The sequence below is a fragment of the Burkholderiaceae bacterium DAT-1 genome, assembly GCA_019084025.1.
Lineage (GTDB): Bacteria > Pseudomonadota > Gammaproteobacteria > Burkholderiales > Chitinimonadaceae > DAT-1.
The window spans coordinates 371,690-393,100 of record JAHRBI010000001.1 but is presented as its reverse complement, the minus strand read 5'-3'; the positions used below and the strand labels follow the sequence as shown (position 1 = coordinate 393,100).

The window sequence follows — 21,411 nt, the reverse complement described above, 5'->3', positions numbered from 1 at the left end:
GCCCTTTCGAGAGACTGACCCCGCCCTGCGCGGGGTTTCTTTTTTTGCTGGAATGAACGGTCATAAACCGTTATCTTTGCCATAAAAACCAGCAAAGCCTACCCATGACCTTTACCAGCAAATTTCCCGATCTCGGCCTCACCATTTTCAGCCGGATGTCGCAGCTCGCGCTGCAGCACGGCGCCATCAATCTGTCTCAGGGCTTTCCGGACTATCCCTGTCATGACAACCTGATTCAGGGCGCCGCCGACGCCATGCGCGAAGGCTTCAATCAGTATGCCCCCATGCCCGGCCTGCCAGTATTGCGTCAGGCCATCGCGGCCAAGCTCGCACTTCAAGGCCATGAAGTGGATGCCGATCAGGAGATCACCGTCACCGCAGGCGCCACACAGGCGTTGTATACGGCGATTGCCACCACGCTGCATGCCGGTGATGAGGCTATCATCATCGAGCCAGCCTACGACAGCTATGCGCCCGCTATCGTGGCGCAGGGAGCCATTCCCGTGCGTGTGGCATTGGCACCAACAGCCTTTGCGATGGATTGGGATGCGGTACGTGCTGCTGTTACGCCGCGCACGCGTCTGATCATCATCAATAATCCGAATAATCCGGCCACCAGTGTCCTGACCCGCAGCGATCTCGATGAACTGTTTATCATCGCCGATACCCATGATCTGCTGGTGCTGTCCGACGAGGTCTACGAGCATCTGGTCTTCGATGGCCATCAGCACCACAGTGTGCTGAGCCATCCGGGCTTGCGCTTGCGTGCCTTTGCGGTGTACTCCTTCGGCAAGACATTTCACGCAACCGGCTGGAAGGTAGGCTATGTCGTCGCGCCTGCATTCCTGACTGCAGAATTTCGCAAGCTGCATCAATATCTGGTGTTTTCAGTTGCCACACCGTTGCAGGTCGCGATTGCCCGCCATCTGCAAGCGCCCGAGCACTGGCAGGGCTTATCCGCGTTCTTTGCTGCAAAGCGTGCGCGACTGGCACCTGGCCTTGAAGCCGCCGGATTCAGATTGTTGCCCGTCGCAGGCACCTACTTCCAGATCGCCGACTATCGCGACATCCGTAGCGATCTGGGCGAGCTTGAGTTCTGCGAGTGGTTGACCAAAGAGGTGGGGGTGGCAGCCATACCCCTATCGGCGTTCTATGCTGACGGACGTAATCAGGGACTGGTTCGTTTCTGTTTCGCAAAACAGGACACCACACTGGACGCAGCCATTGAACGGCTAGCGAAAAGATAATCAGAAACGGACAGACAGAACGTAACCCCGCCGTGAAGCATCACGGCGGGAGTGGGCGCTTAATTCCGGCCTTCGAGGGAATCCAGTGCCAATCCGAGGCTGAAGCGGTAATGGACGTTGGCCGATTCTACCTCGCCCAGTTGTTCCAGTAGCCCCCCCAGTTCGGCATGCGCAATCGCGGAGGCATGCACGGCAATACTGGCGTCAAGGTAGGTGCGAGCCTTACCCCACAATGAGGCATGGCGGCACAAACGACCCAGTGTCAGCAACAGATGATGATCGTCGCGATGCTGGGTGAGCCATTCCTCTGCCAGGCCGATCCGCTTCAGGATATCGGCTTCAGCGGTATCTGCTGGCAAGGCACCCAAGGCATCGACCAGATTGCTGTCCCAATTGGCAGTGAGTGCTTCAACCAGAATATGCTCGGCTCGCTGAGTCTGACCGTGCTGCTGGAGCGCACGCGCAACTTCTGCAGCCAAACGCGGTTGCAAGCGTTCTTCCTCGTCTAGTTGCGCCCAGAATCGCGTCAGCATGTCGGGATCCATATCTTCGCTGCGCAACTGATTCAGGCGTGCGCGGGCACGCAGGCGGCTGGCTTGCGCGCGCTCGAGCGCCTCGCTCTTTTCCAGCTGGTGTGACAGCTCAATGACGCGCTCGTTTTGCCCTTCCCGCTGACGGATACGCAATTCCAGCTTAAGTGCAGCCGTGAGATTGGGGGACAGCGCCCGCGCCCGTTCAATCGCGGCCAGTGCTTCACGATTGCGATGCTGGCGATAGCACAGAGTCGCCTCCAGCATTGCTTGCGCCAGCGTGTCGCCTTCGTTCAACTCCCGGGCGGTTTCCAGCCAGGCATCCCGGCTCCGGAGATCGCGGAATTCGTGTGCAGCATAGGCTGCCACCAGCGCATCAATCGCGCGGGTTGCCGGATCTTCCTCCTGATCGGCAATCTTGCGCAGGGCACGCTCGGTTTTTTGCGGACGTCCCTCAAGCAGGGCGCTCAGTGCCTCTGTACGCAGACGTCTGGCTTCCAGCAGCTTCTGACGCGCACGGTAACGCGTAACCTGCTCTGGCATGCCTAGCACCCAGTCAATCATGCGGAATACCATGAACGCGCCAAATACCAGTAGCAGGAACAATACCGCAAAGGCATTGAGCGAGAGCTCAATCCGCCAGGGCGGAGCGAAAATCAGGGTATAACCGGTGTTCAGCTGGGCAAACTGAGCTAGACCAACCGCTGCACCTGCAATCAGAATCAGCCAGAGGAGCCACTTCACTTGCGGCCTCCCTTTTCATCGTTCTTCTGGGCAATCTTACGCGCATCCTTGAGTGCCGACAGACTATCGGCCAGTGTTGGCAACTCTACAGCAGGGCGCTGCTGCATCAACTGTGACAGACCGGCCAGTGTGTTTTTGACAGGTTTGGACTGGCGGTCGAAATAGCGGCGCAACATCGTATCGGCGGCAACCAGATCCTGCTGGAAGCTTGGCTGATCATGTTGCAGCAAGGCCAGACGCGCATTCAACAGGCGCAGTTTGACATGCTCGCGCAGATACAAAGCTTGTTCGGGCGCGAGCAGTACCGGGTCAGGTCGATCAATGCGGCGAATTTCAACCACGGCACCCATCGACTGACGGATCTGTGTCCACGTCCGTTCCAGCCAGTTTCCTTGTGGATTCGCTTCACGCGCTTTAGGTGCGTCTTCCTGCGGACGTGCATCCACCACCAGCGGCAGCGTGTCCACGCCTGCTGCGAGGGCATCAATTCGGGCGGATAAACCCACCAGATCGACATATGGAATACGTTTCAGCGTATCAATATCGCGCGCAACTGCTCGGCGTACAGGCAGCAAGGCACCGGCATCGAATCCGGCCAGGCGCTCATCCAGACGGTAGAGCGCGGATAAGGCCGCACTGACATTGCCGGTGAGCTGCAGTTGCTGTGACGCCAGTGCCAGAGTCAGCTCGGCATCGGCGAGCAGGGCAGCCTCATGGCTGCCTGACAGCACACCATACAGTTCGCGCAAATTGGTTTGCTGCGACAGCAATTCCTCGTTGCGGGTTTCCAGTGTGGCAAGGCGTGCCTCGGCCTGATGCAGGGATTGCTCGGTACGGTCGGTGCGCTGAGTCTGCAATTGCAATGCATTGCTCAGTTTCAGTGCCTGCTGGCGTGACAGAGCATCGGCCTGGTCAATCTGCCAGGCGCTCATACCAAAAGCCGCTGCACATGCCAGCACCACAGCGGCAATTGCCCAGGGCAGATGGCTGTGCGATGACAAGTCCTGAGTCAGCTCCTCCTCTGCTTGCAGGGAAGGCGATGGGCTGTGGGCTGGGGGCGTGATTGACTGGGTGGGGGTGTCTGGTTTGCCAAAACAGGCCAGCAGACTTTCAACGATCGCCTGATCACCTGTGCCCGATAGAATCACCCGCATTGCACCATGACGACGCACTGCGTCGGCGATGCGTGGATGCGAGGCAACGAAATAGCTGTCGCGTAGCTGTGTCTGTGCTGCGGGTGCCGCCAGCTCGAACAAATTATCGACCGCTTCGGAACTGGTGACGATGATTGCGTCCGGCGCAGGGCGCAGCAGCGCATCAAGTGAGGCTGCGTCGATGTCCGGCCGCTGACGCTGATAGGCTTCGACAATATCCAGTACCGCGCCGCGAGCCTGCAAGGTATCCGGCAGCAGAGAACGGCCACCATTGCCCTTGACCAGCAGAACACGCTTCCCTTCCAGTGATTGCATCTCCGGACACGCCAGCAAGCCTTCACTATCGTGCTGGGTGGCCGGTGAAATCACCGTATCGACTCCCATGCGGATGGCGGCATCGCGGGAGGCCGGGCCAATGACGGCACACGGGACGCCTTCCGGCCACTGTTCGACCTGATCGGCGACAGTCGCGATGGCGGTCGGGCTGACAAACACCACCAGATCATATTCGCGAAGCCGGTCAATGGCATCGTACAGCGTCTCAGGATGATCTGGCGGCGCAATGCTGATCATCGGGGCGAGTACAGCTTCCGCGCCTGCATGCTGCAGCAGGCTGGACAGTGTATCGCTCTGACCGGCCGGTCGGGTCACAATAAAACGGCAGTGGGCAAGCGTTGTTGTCATGGGTGATGACTCGGGTGGCCTGGGTAAAGGGCGGAGCGTTCCCGCCTCAAATGTTATTGTAATCTGCTTTGCCCGCCGGACGGGCTATGCGCATGATACAGGCTTGAGCAGCGGGCCTGCACCCTCTGTCAGGAGCAAGTCTGCCACTCTTCTACCCAGACCGGGGGCTGAAGCGATGCTGCCATTCGATTCGGCATACACCATCTGTGTACCATCCGGACTGGATACAAATCCACGCAAGCGGATAAAGGCTTCGTCGACGATTTCAGCATAGGCACCCAGTGGTGTTTCGCAGGAACCATTCAAACGCTGACTCAATGTACGTTCGGCGATGACGCACGAAGCAGTTTCCGCATGATTCAGCGGTGCAAGCATATCGATCAGATCGGTGCGATCTGCGCGAATTTCAATGCCAACGGCGCCTTGGCCGGGTGCCGGGAGGCTGTCTTCCGGGCTCAGGTAGCTGCGGATGCGATCAGCCAGCTCCAAACGCTTGAGTCCGGCTGCAGCCAGAATAATGGCTGAATACTCGCCGTCATCCAGTTTGCGCAGGCGAGTCTGCACATTGCCGCGCAGTGGGCGTACATCCAGGTGCGGGTAGCGCGCGCGCAGTTGCGCTTCGCGGCGCAGGCTGGAGGTGCCTACGATTGCGCCAGATGGCAATTCGGACAGCTGCGTATACTGATTTGACACAAAGGCATCACGTGGGTCTGCCCGCTCCAGAATGGCTGCAATGCTGAACCCTTCCGGCAACACCATGGGGACATCCTTCATGGAGTGAACCGCGATATCGGCGCGGCCATCCATTAGCGCCGTTTCCAGTTCCTTCACAAACAGGCCTTTGCCTCCAATTTTGTTCAGGGTGACGTCCAGAATACGGTCGCCCTGGGTGGTCATGCCCAGCAATTCGACGGTAAGCCCCGGATAGCGGTCACGCAACAGCTGCGCAACATGATTGGCCTGCCACAGGGCAAGCAGAGATTCGCGGGTGGCGATGACGATTTTATTTGGCTGGCTGGACATGAACAGCGTTTCCATTCAATAGGGAAAGCAAGTCACCATTCTAACATGCTCGCTGCATGCGAATAGGTGACGTGAATTTGCAACAATTTTCAATTTTCAGTAGCAGGTTTAGAATTCGCGTTGGACAATCTTCTGTCTTTGCCAAGTGTCAAACAATAACGACTTTCTCGCTTCAGCGCGTGACACCGGCCAACGGAGGAAAACGTGTTGAAACGCTTGACGGGCTTGCTCGCATTCGTCTCCCTGACTAGCTGGGCGACGGTTGTGCCCAACCAGAGCGATCAGTTGTATTGCATGTTCGATAACAAGCAGTATCCGCTTGGAGCGGTCATTCGTGCGCAAGATGGCTTTTACACCTGCAAACTGGTCAGTATCAGTAATGCCCGCAATGAGGCGCCAGTCTGGGTCAAGATCGGCAAGCGACTCGACCCTTCCGTGTCATTCTGATTACGGCAGTCAGGCGGTTTAGCGCCCCATGCCACCTACTTGCTGTGCCAGATAGGTGGCGTAGTTGTCGGTCATCCCGCCAATAAAATCCATCACCCGCATATAGCTCTGGTACAGCGACCATTCTTCCTTGGGGGCGTTGTACTCCATCAAGTCGAGAATCCGTTTGTTGCGGAAGCTGAGCTGATCTGGCGTGGTGCCGAACTGGTAGGCCGCACAGCAGAATGATTCAAGCAGAATATCCAGGCAACTGAACGAACCGACTTCAATTTCCACTTTGCGACGCGCATTGAAAATACGATCTCGCGCCAGCTGTTTGGCATCGTGAATGCCAAGACGCACAAAATCGGGCGCCGAGTGCAGCAAGTCACCCTCATACTCTCCCGCCATCAATTTCTGTTCATTGCGCAGGAATGCCTGACACACTTCGCGCACGCAGCGATCAATCGCCTTTGAGCGCAGTAGCGACATCTTACGGCGAACGGAAGGTGCAGCGGCCACTTCCAGTGCCAGTAAATCGTCGTCTACTCCGGCCAGGCGAATCAGCATCGGCGAGATGGTTTCAAAGGGCAGCATGCCTATTTCCACGCCATCTTCGAGGTCCAGAATGGCGTAGCAAATATCATCCGCCGCTTCCATCAGGTATGACAGCGGATGACGGCACCACTTATCTTTACCTGCCGAAATCAGCCCCAGTTCATTGGCGACTTCCGCAAGCAGCTGGGTTTCGGCCTGATAGCAGGAAAATTTTTCCTTATGCCCGGCATATTCGCTTGTCCACGGATATTTGAGGGTGGCACCCAGGGTAGCGTAGGTCAGGCGCATGCCACCATCAAAGCGGTGGTTTTCTAGTTGGGTGACTACGCGGAATCCCTGTGCATTCCCTTCAAATGTCTGAATGTCACGTAATTCACGTTCGTTCAGTGAAGCGAGCAGATACGCGTGTGCGGGGCGGCGAAACCAGTCGCGAATCGCGTATTCGCCGGCATGGCCAAAGGGCGGATTGCCGATATCGTGCGCGAGGCAGGCTGCGTGCACAATCGAGCCTATATCAAAGGGCGTGATGTGGGCTGGCAAACGGTCGGCAATGGCCTGTCCAACAGCAATTCCTAGTGAACGACCTACACATCCGACTTCAATGGAGTGGGTCAGGCGTGTATGGACGTGATCATTTTCGGTCAGCGGGTGTACCTGAGTTTTGCGACCCAGCCGGCGAAATGGCGAGGAAAAAACAATCCGGTCGTGATCTTTATGGAAGTCGGAACGACCAATCTGTCCGCCGGTTTCCGGTGCCCGTCGCGGTGCGCGCAGGCGGTCGGCCGACAGCAGTTTATCCCATGTCATTAGTGTGGTCATATCAAAGGCTTTAATCGCAGATGTCACACAGTATGACAAATCACCGTGAACAGGAAGTCAGGCATGCGTCTGGCATGTTAAAGTCCGCGGATGCAGTGGCGTATCCCCATTTCCTATCTTGCCCGTTCCAGTTCTCCCTCATGGCTGGGGCGGCATTTCCTGTTGGCCTGGCATCTGGTTATTTTGCTGGTCAGCTGGTTTCCCTTTTCCGAGTGGCGCTATACCGGTGAGGGTGTACTGGCGTTTCTAGCGTATCCATTGCCGCATTATCAAAGCAATTTTGACAATATCATCAACGTGCTGGCCTATGTGCCGCTTGGCTATGCATGGGTGATGCTGCTCAGGCCGCGCTGGGTGGCGATTGTCTGGGCGATGCTGGCGGGTGGAATATTGTCGGCACTGGTCGAGTTTGTGCAACAGTTCGAACCAGGCCGGGTGGCCTCGAATCTGGATATTTTGACGAATACCAGCGGTGCGTTGCTCGGAGCCGTGGCCGGTGTTGTGCTCTCCAAGTTGCTGGTGGTACGTGTGGTTTACCTGTTCCGGCTGAGCTTATTCCGAAGCGGTGCGCTGACGGATCTGGGGATTGTGCTGCTGGCCGTGTGGCTGCTGACCCAGATGAATCCCTCCACACCCCTGTTTGGTGTGGTACTGCAATCGACCGGTATCCCGCAATACTGGACGCCCCCCTTTCCCGCGCCCACCTTGATTCTGGCTGCATTGCAAGCTATGGGTGTGGCGGCGCATTTGCTTTCGGTAACACTGTTCCTGACCATTCTGCTATCACGTCAGCATCAACGAGGCTGGGCTGTGGTCTGGCTGGTCGGATTGGCTGTCCTGATCAAGATGGCCTTCGCGGGTATGCTATTGAAGCCCAGTCGCTACTTGGCCTGGATGGATGGCAATGTGCTGGCGGGTATGCTGGTGGCAGGTGTGTTACTGCTGTTCCTGGTGCGACTGCAGCGGCTATGGCGGGCTACGGCAGCTCTCGGATGTACCTTACTCATCCATGTGGTCGAGCAGCTTTGGCCGCTAGAAGGCCCGTTCACCGGCGTGTTTAGCCTGTTCTCCTGGCGCTATGGTCATGTCACCGACTTTCAGGGGCTGACGATGATGCTGACGGGTCTGTGGCCGCCAGTTGCGGGTTTGTTCTTGCTCGTGGTCATGCGTGAATCATGGTACGAGCGCAGTGGCCCGACCATTCTGGGGCGCTAGTCAGCCCGTATGACTACAGAATCTGGCGGGGGACGGCGGGATTGATGAAGCGTTCGCCGCGCAGCAACTTGTCGAGCATGGCCGGATCTTTCCACTCCGCTTTGCATTGCTCGGAAAAGTGGATGTCAGTCAGCGAAATATTACCCATGCGCGGGTTGTAGGCGTCTTCCCGGAAGCATTGTGCATACCCCGTTTCCGTTTCATGGGCGATCACCGAATACAGGCGCACATCGCTGGATTCGCCATTGGCCATATTGGTATTGGCGAGAATCGCATCAATCACCACAAAAAACAGGCGCGAAAACTGTTCTGCCGAAGGTGAGACAGGCAGGGAAATCCAGCGCGCCGAGTATTGCTTGGCCCAGGCGATATAGTCGGCCTCGTCGCGATCCCAGAAACAGATGGCATGATCGAATGCATCGATTACATCGCGGATCGTGCCCTTCATCAAGCCGAAGTCATACACCATCTGGCCGTGATCAAAGGCGTGCGCCTCCAGAATCACTTCAACTTTATAGCTGTGACCATGGATGGAGCGACGGCAGCGATCGGTGCTGCAGTTGCGGACGATATGGGCGTTTTCGAACTTGAAGAGCTTGCGGATCAGCATGTCTAACCTCTCAGACTTGGGGTTTTACCACCAAGTGTCTGTGCTGGCAACGTCCTTGCCAGCGTAGCAGGTCGTGCAGGGTTCGGATTTTCACGTCGACCAGCGGGTGATGGGTGAGTGAGCGCGTCAGCCAGACCGTGCGCATGCCCAGTCGCTTGGCTGTCAGCAGATTGTTGCGGCTGTCTTCCACCATGATGCAGCGATGCGGATCGAGATGATGCCGCTGCAGTACATGCAGGTAGGCGCGCTGCTGGGGCTTGGGCAGATAGCGCAAATCGCCGATGCTGATGATGGCTTCGAATTGATGCCTGAGGCCGAGTCCATCCAGAACGCGTACCGCATAGTTGCGTTGTGCATTGGTAAACAGGAATTTGCGGCCGGGTAGGGCAGGTAGAATCTCCCGCGCACCGGCGATGGCGATCAGTCGCTGTGCCGCCACAGGATCAGGGTGGGTTGCTTCTAGAAAATGTTCGGGGTCGATATGTTGATGATGACGCATCAAGCCGTTCAGTGTGGTGCCGTAATGCCGCCAGTAATGATGATGCAGGGAAAGCGCAGTGGGGTGATCCAGTTGCAGATGGGTCATCATGTACTGCGTCATTAACCGGTTCATTTCCGGAAACACCCAGTGGTCTGCATCGTGCAGGGTATTATCGAGGTCAAACAGCCAGATGGGCGGCATACAGCTCCAGAAACGACGGTGCTTGAAAAAACAAAAGCCGGCTAGGCCGGCCTTGTCGTATGCAGAGCCAGTTAGCCGTGAATGTATTGCTCGAGCTGATTGATCAGGAACTGCTGCTCGGCAATCTGCTCGCGTACCAGATCGGTGATCGAGATCACGCCAAGGACGACATCGCCATCCATGACGGGCAGGTGGCGGAAGCGCTTTTCGGACATGATCGCCATACACTCGTCACAGGTTTGCGACGGTTTGGCGTAGATGACCTTCTTGGTCATGATATCGCCGATACGGGTACCGGCAGAGGTCTTGCCCTGTAGCACCACTTTGCGGGCGTAGTCTCGTTCGGAGAAAATCCCGACCAGCTTGTCGCCTTCCATGACCAGAACGGCACCGATATCCTTATCGGCCATTAACTGCAGGGCGTTGTAGACGGTGCCCTCGGGGGTCACCGAGAAAATCCCCTGCTTCTGTTTTTCCGCAAGCAATTGACGCGCTGTTTTCATGTGACCTCCATAGATGGCAGTCCGGGTGCAACGCTCCCGGAGCCTTCACTATAGCAGCACAGTTTGTCCTTGCATCAAGATTCGATATTGCACTGCAACGAATCTGGAAATGGCTTGTGGATGCGACTTCGGGGTAGATGCACCGGATTGATTCTGCCCCAGTGCAACCTTAGCTTGCAGAAATCTTCGTGCCTACGCCGTGATCTGTCAGGATCTCCAGCAAAAGTGCATGTTCGACCCGTCCGTCGATGATGTGCACTGCACCAACGCCATTCAGTGCCGCATCCAGCGCGCCGGAGATCTTCGGGATCATGCCGCCGGAAATGGTGCCGTCAGCCACCAGTGCATCAATAATGGTAGGTGTCAGGCCGGTCAGCAGATTGCCGCCTTTGTCGAGCACGCCACTGGTATTGGTCATCAGGATCAGCTTTTCGGCCTTCAGTGTTTCAGCCAACTTGCTCGCCACCAGATCGGCATTGATATTGTAGGCGCTGCCATCGGTACCTACGCCAATGGGCGCGATCACCGGAATGAAATTCTGGCTGCACAGCAGATTGACCAGCGATGGATCGATGCTGTCGATCTCGCCGACCTGACCGATGTCGATGGCTTCGTCATCCGCCGGATTGCGCAGGAACAGCTTGTGTGCGCGGATGAAATGGCCATCCTTGCCGGTGATGCCAACCGCACGACCGCCGTGATGGTTAATTAGCGACACAATCTCCTTATTCACCTGACCGCCCAGCACCATTTCCACGATGTCCATGGTCTCGGCGTCAGTGACGCGCATGCCTTGAATAAACTGGCCTTCCTTGCCGACCTTGTTCAGCAAATCATTGATTTGCGGGCCGCCGCCGTGTACCACAACCGGATTCATGCCAACCAGTTTCAGCATGATCACATCGCGGGCGAAGCCTTCCTTGAGGGCGGGCTCGGTCATGGCGTTGCCACCGTATTTGATCACGATGGTCTTGCCGTAAAAGGACTTGATATACGGCAGGGCTTCCGCGAGGATATTAGCGGTATCGGCGGCAGTTTGCGGGTTCAATGGCGTGACGGTGGGCATGGCGAGTCCTGTGTGTTGCATATGGCGGATATTCTACCGTGTTCCAAACGCTGCGCTTGTATTCTGCATGGCTTGATAATAAGATACTTGTAAGTATGTTTAATTTGGAGGTGGAACATGAAGAAGACAGTCATTGCTGCATTACTGGTATCGTGCGCAACCTTTGCATCTGCCGCGTCGATCAAAGGAAGTGGCAAAGTGGTGGAGCAACAGCGACAGATTGGCGACTTTACTGCGCTGCGCACCGAAGGAGCCTATAGCCTGATCGTCAGAAACGGCGCCGCGCCCTCCATCAAACTCTCCGGTGACGATAATCTGCTACCGTTGGTAGAGACCACCGTGACAGGCAAGCAACTGGTGATCGCGTTCAAGAAAGATACGTCGATTAATATGAATCAGACCATCAAGATCGAAGTCACCGTACCCAAACTGGAACGATTCTCCAACGAAGGCGCAGGAAAAACCGAGATTCTGGATCTAAAGGGTGACTCGTTCGAGATTCAGTACGAAGGCGCTGGCTTGGTGAAAGCGACGGGCACGGTTAAAAAGCTGATTGTGAATGCACAAGGTGCGGGTGCGCTTGAGTTGCAATCACTGAAGGCCGAGGATGCACGTGTATCGGTACAAGGCGTGGGCGCAGTCAAGGTATTCGCCAGCAATGTGCTCGATGCCAGCCTCGAAGGTGTGGGTAGCCTGAAGTATTACGGCCATCCCAAAACCCTGCGCAAGTCAGCTGCTGGTCTGGGTTCGGTGAGTGCAGGTGACTGATTTGCCACGGCAGGCATAAGCTACTAAACAAGCGTCTGCTTTGTGCGCTATGCTCCGTCGAGGCACGATTCGATGGCGAGGAGAGACTCAGCATGCGTGAAGTAGACGTTCTGGTGGTGGGCGGTGGCATCAATGGTGTGGGCATTGCCAATCATCTGGCGGCGCTCAAGCTGGATGTGCTACTGGTTGAGCAGGCTGATCTGGCCTCCGCGACGTCATCGGCCAGTTCCAAGCTGATTCATGGTGGCCTGCGCTATCTGGAATATGGCGAGTTTCGTCTGGTGCGCGAAGCCTTGAACGAGCGAGAAGTTTTGCTGGGGATGGCGCCACACCTGATCTGGCCACTGACCTTTGTATTGCCGCATATGGCGCATTTACGACCGGCATGGATGATCCGTGCCGGTTTGTTTTTGTATGACCATCTTGGGGGCCGCAAGCGCCTGCCAGCTTCCCGATCCATCCAGTTTCAGCGCCACGCCTATGGTGAGCCGCTGATGTCATCGATTCATAAGGGTTTCACCTATGCCGACTGCTGGGCGGATGATGCGCGACTGGTGGTGGCCAACGCGATTCAGTTGCGCGAGCGTGGTGGCGAGGTCAGAACCCGCACCAAGCTGATCCGCGCGCAGCGCATGTCTGATGGCTGGGTATGCACGCTGAAAACAACTAGTGAAACTGAGCAAGTAAAAGCACGTGCCCTGGTCAACGCGGGCGGGCCATGGGTGAGCCAGATTGTCAGTGAGCAACTGCAATTACCCTCCCGCGATAGCATCCGCATGGTGAAAGGCAGCCATATTGTCGTGCCTCGCCTGCATGATGGGCCGCAAGCGTATATTTTGCAGCAGTCTGATCAGCGCATTGTGTTTGTGCTTCCCTATGAACACGAATTCAGTCTGATCGGCACTACGGATGAAGCGTACGAAGGGGATCCAGCACAGGCAAGCTGCAGTGATGAAGAAGTCAGCTATCTCTGTAATGCACTTGCACCCTACTTCAAGCATCCCCCGGATCCGCGCGATGTAGTCTGGCGGTATTCCGGCGTGCGTCCCTTGCATGACGATGATGCGGGCAATCCATCGGCGGTCAGCCGTGACTATGTGTTGCGTCTCGATACGTCCGGTGCGCCGGTATTGTCGGTATTTGGCGGCAAGCTGACGACGTACCGCCAGCTATCGATGCAGGCGGCCGAGATGCTGGGCGAGGCGATGCAAATCCCCGTCCACGCGATCAGGCAGGCACCGGAGAATTTGCCGGGCGGGGATATCAACTGCGAATTTGAATCCTTCCTGCAGCAGTGCGCCCAACGCTGGCCATGGCTGGATGCGCCGGTGCTACAGCGTATGGCACATCAGTACGGATCGCGTCTGGAACAGGTACTCTCCGGCGCTCATGATGTTGCTGATCTGGGCGAACACTGGGGTGCCGGCTTATATAGCCGCGAAGTGGCATATCTGGTGGTGCATGAATGGGCCAGTCATCCGGACGATGTGCTGTGGCGACGCACCAAGTGCGGCTTGCACATGGGTGAGCTGGCGCGGCGCCGGTTTACCGACGCCTTCACATCACACTTTATGCCTTTGGCTGTTTGACGGGCTTCTTCCAGCCGGAAATCGACTTTTGTTCGCGAGCCCGGCAGATGGTGAGCGCATCGGCTGGAGCCGTTTTGGTAATGGTCGAGCCCGCTGCGATGTATGCACCCGTTTCAATGATTACCGGTGCCACCAGCTGGCTATCCGTGCCAATAAAGGCATCGTCACCAATGGTCGTGACAAACTTGTTGGCGCCATCGTAATTGCAGGTAATCACGCCTGCTGACACATTCACCCGTTCACCGATGACCGCATCGCCCAGATAGGCGAGATGACCTGCCTTGGTGCCATTGCCAAGTCGTGCTTTCTTGGTTTCGACGAAATTGCCGATGTGTACTTTTTCGCCCAGTACGGTGTCCGGACGCAGGCGGGCAAACGGGCCCACATCGCTACCCTTGCCGATGATGCTATCTTCGATCACGGTATGCGATTTGATGATGACGCCTTCGCCGATCACCGCATTACGAATCACGCAATTGGCACCGATCCGCACACCATCGGCCAGCACCACATCGCCCTCGAAGATGACATTGACGTCAATTTCTACATCCTTGCCGCACTGCAGTGTGCCACGCAAATCAAAGCGGCTGGGATCGAGCAAGGTTACACCACGCGCCAGCAGTTGATCCGCTGCGCGGCGTTGATAGACTCGCTCCAGTTCAGCGAGCTGGCGCTTATCGTTTACGCCTGCGGCTTCCCAGTGATCGCAGCTGCGGGTGGCAACTTCCAGCCCGTCAGCAACCGTCATGGCAATCACATCGGTCAGATAGTATTCGCCCTGTGCATTGGCATTGCGCAACTGTGGCAGCCAGTCGCCCAGCTTCTCGACAGGGGCGGCCACAAAGCCGGTGTTGATTTCACGGATACTGGCTTCTTCGGGAGAGGCATCTTTCTGTTCGACGATGCGCAATACCTTACCTGCACCATCCCGCACGATTCGACCGTAACCGGTGGGGGTGTCCAGATGCGCTGTCAGGACGGACAGGGTGCTGCCCTGTGTTGATGCGACCAGCTGCTGCAAAGTAGGTGCGGTAATCAGCGGGCAATCACCATACAGCACCAAGGCCATGCCCTCGGTACAGAAAGGCAGGGCTTGCGCTACCGCATGTCCGGTACCCAATTGTTCTGCCTGATGCGCCCACACGATGTCGGTTTCACGAGAAAACGCTGCTTGTACCTGATCGCCGCCATGGCCATGCACCACGATAATCCGGGCAGCACCCAATGTGCGGGCAGCATCCAGTACATGTCCAAGCATCGGACGTCCTGCAATGGGCTGGAGGACTTTCGGCAAGCGTGAGTTCATGCGCTTGCCTTGTCCTGCAGCCAGGATAATGACGTTTAGTGCGTGGGAGTCGGCTGTCGCGACGGCGGGAACGGAGGCGGTATCAGGCGCATTCATAAGAGGATCATCAAAGGGAATGGTAAAAAGGTGATTGTGACGTGCTGGGTGGAAATTTCAAGTGTGGTTGAGGATCAGTTGCTGTCGGATGTGCATAGCTAAATGAAAACCCCGGCAGCAAAGCTAGCCGGGGTTGGAATGGTAAGGCCTCTCTGTTAAGGCTTACTTAAACGAGTACGAAGCACTCACGGTGTAGAAGCGACCGATAATATTGTGGTAGTTGTAGTCGTAGTTCTGCGTGTAGGTCGTATCGATCGGTGGCATGCGATTGGTCAGATTCTGAATGTTCGCAGCCAGTCTCCAGCCCTTAAACCCGGTGTAACCGACGTTCAGGTTATAAGTGGTAAAGGAACCAATTTCACAGCCACCCGGACGATAGTTTGCCACTGAGGCCGGGCAAGCAGAGAGCGGGCTACCAGAGTACGAGAACGAACCGACGGCGTTGGCGCTCAATGTTGTTGCCCACGGACCGCGCTCCAGTGTCGTGGTGAAGTTGGCGCGGATGCGCGGCTGGTTATGGGTGCCATTGTACTCGAGCAAATCACTTTCTTCTGTCGGGCGAACCAGATAGGAGATTGTGTAAGTTGCATTCAAGCCAGTGGACAGCACGCCAAATTCACCAAGATTGGTGCGGGTACGCAGATCGAAGTCGACGCCCTTGGTCTTGGTCTCACCCAGATTCTGGTAGTTCAGCTTCATGTACTGAATCGGGCCAGGAATATTGGGCTGAGCTGGGTTTACCGGGCCGCGGATCACCAAGCCGGGGTACTGAGACTCGTTACCCAGCAGTACTTCTGGATCCAAGGCACCAATTTCGTGTTTACGATTGATGTAGTAGAAGTCCACGGACACATTGATTGAACGGTTCGGCTCGAAGATGATGCCTGTTGTGTAGCTCTTCGATGTTTCCGGCTTCAAGGTCGGATTGGCGCCAATCAGAGCCGGGAAGGAGCCGTTACAATCAGCTGCGGCAGCTGTGGTCGGACAACGGGACGGATCCTGCAGGCCGTTGTAGAAGCCGGTCAGCACACTTTGTGAAATTTCAGGCAGCGACGGTGCGCGGAACCCTTCTGCATAGGTACCACGAACGGCGATATCCTTCGCGGGGGTCCACTTCAGACCAATCTTCGGTGTGGTGGAGTTACCAAAGTCGCTGAAATGGTCATAACGAGCAGCAAACTGAGCTTCGAGGTCTGCTCGCAGCGGAACAGACAATTCCACGAATACGTTGCTTGCCTTACGTTCACCATTGGCGCTGGTTGCACCCAGACCAATCACATCGCCACTTGCGATGCGTGAATCGGCGTTGTCATGCAGATCTTCCTTGCGGAAGCCGACACCGGCAGCAAAGCCGACAGAACCAGCAGGCAATTGATAGAGGTCGCTGTTGGATACCTTCAAGTCGACGCTCTTGGTGGACGTATCGCCGGTGCGAACCAGTTCTGGTGCCAGGCGGTCATACAGTGCTGCACTGTTCTTTGAGCGATCACCAAAGATGTAGGTGCCATTCTGGACAACTTCATTGAACACGCTGGAAAGCACGTAACCGTGGCGGGAGGCTGCTGTTTCGCTCTTGATTAAGCTGGCCGCAACATCCCAGTCCCAATTGCCGGTGGTGCCCTTCAGGCCGCCAACGAATCGAGTCAGTTTGGAGTCCAGATCTTGAGTGCGAGGGCCAACATCACCGAATGCATAGCGGATACTGACAGGCGCTTTGGTCGGATTGTTAGGGTTTCCAACTGGCAGAATTGTCGGCGAAACTGTCACGAGTTGCAGATCTGTTGCACGCAACCAGCTGGTCAGCGCGGTCGGAGTCGAAATCGTTTGGGTCTTCGTCTCGTTCCGGCCAGCCTCTACGAAGGCCTGCAAATCTTCGCTCAGCTGGAATGTGGCGCGGCTGTAGACGTTCTCGCGCTTTGATTTCGGGCTGGCAACGATGTAGTCATTGGCGTTCAGCAAACAGCGGCCGGTTAATGTGCTGCCGCCGTTCACGGCTGGGCCACCATTCAGGTTTTCCGGAGCACATCCCTTGAGCGGCTGCAGGAAGGCCACTTCAGCTTTTGTGACAGGATTGTAAGTGTAGATATTGCCCGGATAGGACTGAGTCGAGCGACCATCTGCTTGGCCGATGACGCGGCGATCAGTAGAGTTGAATGGTGCATCACGATCGCGTTGATAGATTGGCTTGCGGTCGTATGCTTCTGCATTCAGGAACATATTCCAGCGCTGGGTAGCCAGATCACCAAAACCGGCAGTCGCAGTCAGACGGGTTGTTTGGCCGTCGTTGCGGGCGGAAATGCCTGCCGAAGCACTTGTCTTGAAGCCTTGATAGCTTGGCAGCAGGATAATGTTAATTACGCCTGCCATCGCATCGGAGCCGTAAATGGCCGAAGCGCCGTCTTTCAGAATTTCCACACGCTCGACTGCTTCAAGCGGAATCGTGTTCAAGTCGACGAACGTGGACTGACCACCATTGGCAAAGCCGTAATTGGTCATGCGACGGCCGTTTACCAGCACCAGCGTAGCTTGAGCGCCTAGACCGCGAAGCGACACTGCAGCTGCACCAGCTGCGAAGCTGTTTACGTTGGATTCGTTAAAGCCGCCGGAATTGTTACCGGGGATGTTCTGCAATACGTCACTAATGGTGCTGAAACCACTACGCTCAATCTCTTTCTTCGAGATGATCTGAATCGGGGCAGGTGCTTCGGTGTTCACGCGCTTGATGTTAGAGCCAGTGACGGTGATTTTTTCAACTTTCTTTGTATCGTCGCTGTTGGCGTCTGCCGAGTGCGCAAACTGACTGATGGCAGCGGTCGTGCCGATCATCAGCAGGGCCTGGCTGATTTTTTTCAATTGCATCTTGTAGTTCTCCGTTTAGGTCGACACTTTTAATCAATCAATAAGGCGGGGTGTTCGGAACCATTTGATCGACGCACGGTCGAAAGCATGCCTATGTGATGCACCGTATTTTACGGAAGGGCGGGAATCACACCGAAGAAAGCGCAGCGATGTGTCTTAATTGGTGAATGACTGTTGTATCAATGTGTATATGATCAGATGCTATATTAGTGTATTTTAATTTGCATTTCATTTTTAAAACAGTATGTTGCGATTGTTTTTTCCGGTTTTGGCGATGGGGCGAGCACTTGATTGTTAAAAAGCTATATGGTTAAACTGAAAAGTTCAATCTACCTTTTTAGAAAATAAAGCCCCTGATCGTTGCAATCAGAGGCTTTGTTTTGACAAATAAGTTTGCGTTATTTAAGCGAGTAGATCGCGCTCAGGCTGAAACTTCTGCCCTGAACCGAATACAGGCTGGCTGGAATGCCACCTGTGCCGGAATCTGCCCAAGACAGATCCAATGGCGCCTTGCGGTTTGTCAGGTTGTATACATTCAGACGAATCGTGGTGTTCTTGATACCGAAGTAGCCTACGCCTGCATCAAATGTGACATTTGAGCGCACATCGCAAGATGGGCTGAACGACACCATGGCAGTGGTAGAAAAGGTGGATGAACAACCGCGATCAGCACTGGCTTTCAGGTTGTACCCGCCTGTGTAGTTCAGATTGACGAATGCATCCCAGTCACCTTGGTTCCAGCTGTTTTTGAGCTGTGCTTTAGTATGCGGCAGTCCGCCACTTTCACCCACGGTGTACGGATTGCTGTAGGTGCCTGCGTACTCGATCAGCGGTTCCCCTGCCTTCGCACTCTGTTGGAAGGATGAGAGATACTGGGCAGTCAGGCGCGTCACAACCTTGCCATACTGACCAAGCTTGGTGGTAACGGTAGTATCCAGATCAAAACCGGTGAGGATGGTTTCGCCCAGGTTTTCGAAGCGACGCAGTGTGTACAGGATTGGGCCTGTACCTGCGACTGGCAAGCCATTTGCGTCTTTGAGCAGTAAGGCATCGCTATTGTCGCGAATCACGCCTGCTGGATTTTTAGCCTCATTTTCGACGGCGGTCGTACCGGAGATACGGTCAATTTCGTCACGCTTGTGAATCTTGAACCAATCCAGAGACAGGCTGAAATTCTTGCTTGGCGAAATCACAAAGCCCAGCGTTTTGGACTTGGCTGTTTCTGGTTGAATGCCCAGGTTCGGCGAAATGATGGATGCAGTGCTTGGACTGGAGCTGCAAATCGGGGTGACTGGTGTGCCGGTTTTAGGATCACGAGCAATACCATTTTTTTCGGCAACGCCTGGTTGCGTCAGGAAGTTACAGCGTGTGGCATCGTTGGTTGCAGTGAAGGAGGTCACTGCCGACTTCGATATTTGCGACAAGGATGGTGCACGGAATGATTCACCATAGGTACCGCGGAAAGCGATGGTGTCATTCGGCATGAACTTGAAGCCGAGCTTTGGTGTGCGCGAATTGCCATAGTCGCTGTAATGGTCAAAGCGGGCGGCACCAGTCAGCTCCAGCTCGTTTAGGACTGGCAGTACAACTTCACCAAATGCCGAGTAGACATTGCGAGTGCCGTCAGCGCTGGATGCGCCGCGGGACAGTGTCTGACCCTTCATGATTTTATCGTCATTATAGACGTTCAGAGAGTCGCGACGTGCCTCAACGCCGGAGGCAATCGCTGCCGGGCCACCCTTGAGGTCGAACAGTTCGCGGCTACCGCGAAGGTCGATTTGGTCAACCACTGCCTTGCCGCCGTCGTTGTTGTCCGGGCTGATGGCTGATTTTACGGCATCGCTATTTGTGGGTGAGCCAAAGCGGTAGCTGCCATTGGCAACGGCTGCATCCAGCGCTGCTGTATTGATCAGACCCTTCATATTTGTCTTGCGACGGGTCTCATTGTGGGTTAGGCCCAGAGTCCAGTCCCAGCCCAGATTGGAACCTTCCAGCTGTCCGCCTACGCGCAGTGCTTCCAGTACGGTACGGTCACGGCGGTCAATGTCGGCAAAGCGATATTGGAGGGAGACAGGTGTTGCCCCCGGCTTGCCTGCAGTCGGATTGTCTGCGTGGGTGGTTGGCAGTACCAGGAAGTAGCGCATTAACGAGCCATCGCCGCGTACCCATGAGTTACCTGCTTCACCTGCTACGGTCGAACCGTTACCTGGCGTTTCGATATCCTTGCGGGTGTAGATGATATCCGCAGAGGCACGCAGGTCATTGCCAAGATCAAAAGTGCCACGCAGATTCAGTGCATCGCTAGTCGCGGGGGTTTGCTGGTAGCTGCGTGCCCAGGTGTCGAAGTAGCAGACATTTTTGTTGTATGTGCTACCGGTAGAGGTGGCATTTGACTTGCTCACCATATTGGCCGGACAGCGCGGATCCATACCAATAAAGTTGGCGTATGTGGTCGCGGTTGCTGCTTTCTTGCTGTAGTACAACGGCGCAAAAGCGGATGGCACACTTGTCGAGAAGGTTGCCGGGAAGATTGGATTCATCCAGCCGTAGTACGCAGCTGCTTCAGGGTAGATCTGATCTGCGATGGCCGACGTTGGAGTGATCTTACGATCGGAATGCTGAAAGGAACCGAATACGTTGTAACGGTCATCTGCCAAGCTGCCTACGCCAAATGTTACGCCCAACTTCGAATTGCGGAAGTCACCCTTTTCATTTGCACCAGCACCTGCGTTCAGCGTGGTGCCTTTGAATTCTTTCTTGAGGCGGACGTTAATCACACCTGCGACGGCATCCGAGCCGTAAATCGCAGAAGCACCATCCATCAGGATTTCTGTACGATCGACAGCAGCGGCAGGAATGGCACCCAAGTCAAACAGATTTTGTTGACCAGAGTTTGGATCAGCAAAAGGAGCTGGGGCAATGCGACGACCGTTAATCAGTACCAGTACGGCAGATGAGCCCATGCCTCGCAGGGATACGCTGGAAACAGCGCTGGAAAAACCTGCGTTCAGAATCGGATTGGCATCGTTTACCCCGCCGGAACTTGCAGAGGCAATATTGGTCACAATATCGGCTACGGTGTTCGCGCCCAGGCGAATACTTTCATCGCCGGTGATCACCTGAACGGGTGATGCTCGCTCGGCTTTGGTTCGCTTGATGTTTGAGCCAGTAATTTCGATGCGATCTACTTTTGCTGTTTGGGATGCGTCTGTGCTGTTGTCAGCAGCCATGGTGAGTGATGCTGCGCCAAATGCGCCCAGCAACATGACCGCTTTGCTGATTGTCTTCATTCTCATCTGAAGTTCTCCGTATCTTATTGCCCGTCAGCGAGGAAGCGTGAGCGCATTCCAGATTGCATGAAAGTTGAGGAGGTGGTGCCGAGGGCAATTTATATATTCTACGGTTGCGATGATCCTGAGCTGGGTATGATTGCGAATATATGTATCAATCTATGAAAATATGTATCGTTTTGACCGCTAATTAATTGCATTTTGGATACACATTTTTAAATAAATGAAAAAAAGCCCAGATG

16 protein-coding genes are annotated in these 21,411 nt (G+C 55.5%); 5 read left to right on the top strand and 11 right to left on the bottom strand.

Annotation, left to right across the window (positions count from 1 at the left end):
• Window positions 1-104 precede the first annotated feature (104 nt).
• The gene (locus KSF73_01780; GenBank protein MBV1774436.1) at window positions 105-1,247 is read left to right on the top strand and encodes an aminotransferase class I/II-fold pyridoxal phosphate-dependent enzyme; all 1,143 of its coding nucleotides are present in this window, start codon (window positions 105-107) and stop codon (window positions 1,245-1,247) included.
• Between the two features lie 59 nt (window positions 1,248-1,306).
• Here the strand turns inward: KSF73_01780 and KSF73_01775 are convergent, their stop codons facing one another.
• The 3 genes from KSF73_01775 to hemC all read right to left on the bottom strand — a co-directional run bounded on the left by KSF73_01775 (window position 1,307) and on the right by hemC (window position 5,397).
• A complete protein-coding gene (locus KSF73_01775; GenBank protein ID MBV1774435.1) occupies window positions 1,307-2,521 on the bottom strand; it encodes a hypothetical protein in 1,215 nt (404 codons plus the stop codon).
• A complete protein-coding gene (gene hemDX, locus KSF73_01770) occupies window positions 2,518-4,359 on the bottom strand; it encodes a fused uroporphyrinogen-III synthase HemD/membrane protein HemX (protein ID MBV1774434.1) in 1,842 nt (613 codons plus the stop codon). The genes KSF73_01775 and hemDX overlap by 4 nt, the downstream gene beginning before the upstream one ends.
• A gap of 84 nt (window positions 4,360-4,443) precedes the next feature.
• Entirely contained in the window at window positions 4,444-5,397 is a 954-nt protein-coding gene (gene hemC, locus KSF73_01765; protein MBV1774433.1) for a hydroxymethylbilane synthase, read from the bottom strand.
• Between the two features lie 192 nt (window positions 5,398-5,589).
• Between hemC and KSF73_01760 the strand changes: the two genes are divergently transcribed.
• Window positions 5,590-5,829: a DUF1496 domain-containing protein gene (locus KSF73_01760; protein ID MBV1774432.1), complete on the top strand. Its 240-nt coding sequence runs from the start codon at window positions 5,590-5,592 to the stop codon at window positions 5,827-5,829.
• A gap of 18 nt (window positions 5,830-5,847) precedes the next feature.
• On the opposite strand, the gene KSF73_01755 is transcribed toward KSF73_01760, so the two are convergent.
• The gene (locus KSF73_01755; protein MBV1774431.1) at window positions 5,848-7,173 is read right to left on the bottom strand and encodes a deoxyguanosinetriphosphate triphosphohydrolase; all 1,326 of its coding nucleotides are present in this window, start codon (window positions 7,171-7,173) and stop codon (window positions 5,848-5,850) included.
• 102 nt (window positions 7,174-7,275) lie between these two features.
• Here KSF73_01755 and KSF73_01750 point away from each other — a divergent pair, with 102 nt between their 5' ends.
• Window positions 7,276-8,400, top strand: coding sequence for a VanZ family protein (locus KSF73_01750; GenBank protein MBV1774430.1), 1,125 nt, complete (start codon window positions 7,276-7,278; stop codon window positions 8,398-8,400).
• Window positions 8,401-8,413: 13 nt separating this feature from the next.
• On the opposite strand, the gene KSF73_01745 is transcribed toward KSF73_01750, so the two are convergent.
• From KSF73_01745 to argB, 4 genes are all read right to left on the bottom strand, one after another.
• Window positions 8,414-9,010: a 6-carboxytetrahydropterin synthase gene (locus tag KSF73_01745; protein MBV1774429.1), complete on the bottom strand. Its 597-nt coding sequence runs from the start codon at window positions 9,008-9,010 to the stop codon at window positions 8,414-8,416.
• A gap of 10 nt (window positions 9,011-9,020) precedes the next feature.
• The gene (locus tag KSF73_01740) at window positions 9,021-9,692 is read right to left on the bottom strand and encodes a pyrimidine 5'-nucleotidase (GenBank protein MBV1774428.1); all 672 of its coding nucleotides are present in this window, start codon (window positions 9,690-9,692) and stop codon (window positions 9,021-9,023) included.
• A 71-nt stretch (window positions 9,693-9,763) separates the two neighbouring features.
• Window positions 9,764-10,195 carry a CBS domain-containing protein gene (locus tag KSF73_01735; protein MBV1774427.1) on the bottom strand — a complete coding sequence of 144 codons (432 nt, stop codon included), beginning with the start codon at window positions 10,193-10,195 and terminating at the stop codon, window positions 9,764-9,766.
• 169 nt (window positions 10,196-10,364) lie between these two features.
• Window positions 10,365-11,261 (bottom strand): acetylglutamate kinase, encoded by an 897-nt coding sequence (argB, locus tag KSF73_01730; GenBank protein MBV1774426.1) that lies wholly within the window; start codon window positions 11,259-11,261, stop codon window positions 10,365-10,367.
• A gap of 117 nt (window positions 11,262-11,378) precedes the next feature.
• Between argB and KSF73_01725 the strand changes: the two genes are divergently transcribed.
• On the top strand, window positions 11,379-12,029 hold the full coding sequence (locus KSF73_01725) for a DUF2807 domain-containing protein (protein ID MBV1774425.1): 651 nt from the start codon (window positions 11,379-11,381) through the stop codon (window positions 12,027-12,029).
• Between the two features lie 92 nt (window positions 12,030-12,121).
• Window positions 12,122-13,618, top strand: coding sequence for a glycerol-3-phosphate dehydrogenase (glpD, locus tag KSF73_01720; protein MBV1774424.1), 1,497 nt, complete (start codon window positions 12,122-12,124; stop codon window positions 13,616-13,618).
• Here glpD and glmU read toward each other — a convergent pair.
• The 3 genes from glmU to KSF73_01705 all read right to left on the bottom strand — a co-directional run bounded on the left by glmU (window position 13,599) and on the right by KSF73_01705 (window position 21,175).
• Window positions 13,599-15,020 carry a bifunctional UDP-N-acetylglucosamine diphosphorylase/glucosamine-1-phosphate N-acetyltransferase GlmU gene (gene glmU / locus KSF73_01715; GenBank protein MBV1774423.1) on the bottom strand — a complete coding sequence of 474 codons (1,422 nt, stop codon included), beginning with the start codon at window positions 15,018-15,020 and terminating at the stop codon, window positions 13,599-13,601. The two genes, glpD and glmU, sit on opposite strands and share 20 nt — an antisense overlap.
• A 162-nt stretch (window positions 15,021-15,182) precedes the next feature.
• Window positions 15,183-17,879, bottom strand: coding sequence for a TonB-dependent receptor (locus KSF73_01710; protein MBV1774422.1), 2,697 nt, complete (start codon window positions 17,877-17,879; stop codon window positions 15,183-15,185).
• Window positions 17,880-18,277: 398 nt separating this feature from the next.
• Window positions 18,278-21,175, bottom strand: a complete 2,898-nt coding sequence (locus tag KSF73_01705; GenBank protein MBV1774421.1) for a TonB-dependent receptor — start codon at window positions 21,173-21,175, stop codon at window positions 18,278-18,280.
• Window positions 21,176-21,411: the final 236 nt, after the last annotated feature.

Excerpts from the sequence above, each read along its gene's own strand:
- KSF73_01780 (MBV1774436.1), top strand. The coding sequence starts at position 105 with ATGACCTTTACCAGCAAATTTCCCGATCTCGGCCTCACCATTTTCAGC.
- hemDX (MBV1774434.1), bottom strand. The coding sequence starts at position 4,359 with ATGACAACAACGCTTGCCCACTGCCGTTTTATTGTGACCCGACCGGCC.
- hemC (MBV1774433.1), bottom strand. The coding sequence starts at position 5,397 with ATGGAAACGCTGTTCATGTCCAGCCAGCCAAATAAAATCGTCATCGCC.
- KSF73_01755 (MBV1774431.1), bottom strand. The coding sequence starts at position 7,173 with ATGACATGGGATAAACTGCTGTCGGCCGACCGCCTGCGCGCACCGCGA.
- KSF73_01750 (MBV1774430.1), top strand. The coding sequence starts at position 7,276 with ATGCAGTGGCGTATCCCCATTTCCTATCTTGCCCGTTCCAGTTCTCCC.
- KSF73_01745 (MBV1774429.1), bottom strand. The coding sequence starts at position 9,010 with ATGCTGATCCGCAAGCTCTTCAAGTTCGAAAACGCCCATATCGTCCGC.
- KSF73_01740 (MBV1774428.1), bottom strand. The coding sequence starts at position 9,692 with ATGCCGCCCATCTGGCTGTTTGACCTCGATAATACCCTGCACGATGCA.
- KSF73_01735 (MBV1774427.1), bottom strand. The coding sequence starts at position 10,195 with ATGAAAACAGCGCGTCAATTGCTTGCGGAAAAACAGAAGCAGGGGATT.
- argB (MBV1774426.1), bottom strand. The coding sequence starts at position 11,261 with ATGCCCACCGTCACGCCATTGAACCCGCAAACTGCCGCCGATACCGCT.
- KSF73_01725 (MBV1774425.1), top strand. The coding sequence starts at position 11,379 with ATGAAGAAGACAGTCATTGCTGCATTACTGGTATCGTGCGCAACCTTT.
- glpD (MBV1774424.1), top strand. The coding sequence starts at position 12,122 with ATGCGTGAAGTAGACGTTCTGGTGGTGGGCGGTGGCATCAATGGTGTG.
- glmU (MBV1774423.1), bottom strand. The coding sequence starts at position 15,020 with ATGAATGCGCCTGATACCGCCTCCGTTCCCGCCGTCGCGACAGCCGAC.
- KSF73_01710 (MBV1774422.1), bottom strand. The coding sequence starts at position 17,879 with ATGCAATTGAAAAAAATCAGCCAGGCCCTGCTGATGATCGGCACGACC.
- KSF73_01705 (MBV1774421.1), bottom strand. The coding sequence starts at position 21,175 with ATGAGAATGAAGACAATCAGCAAAGCGGTCATGTTGCTGGGCGCATTT.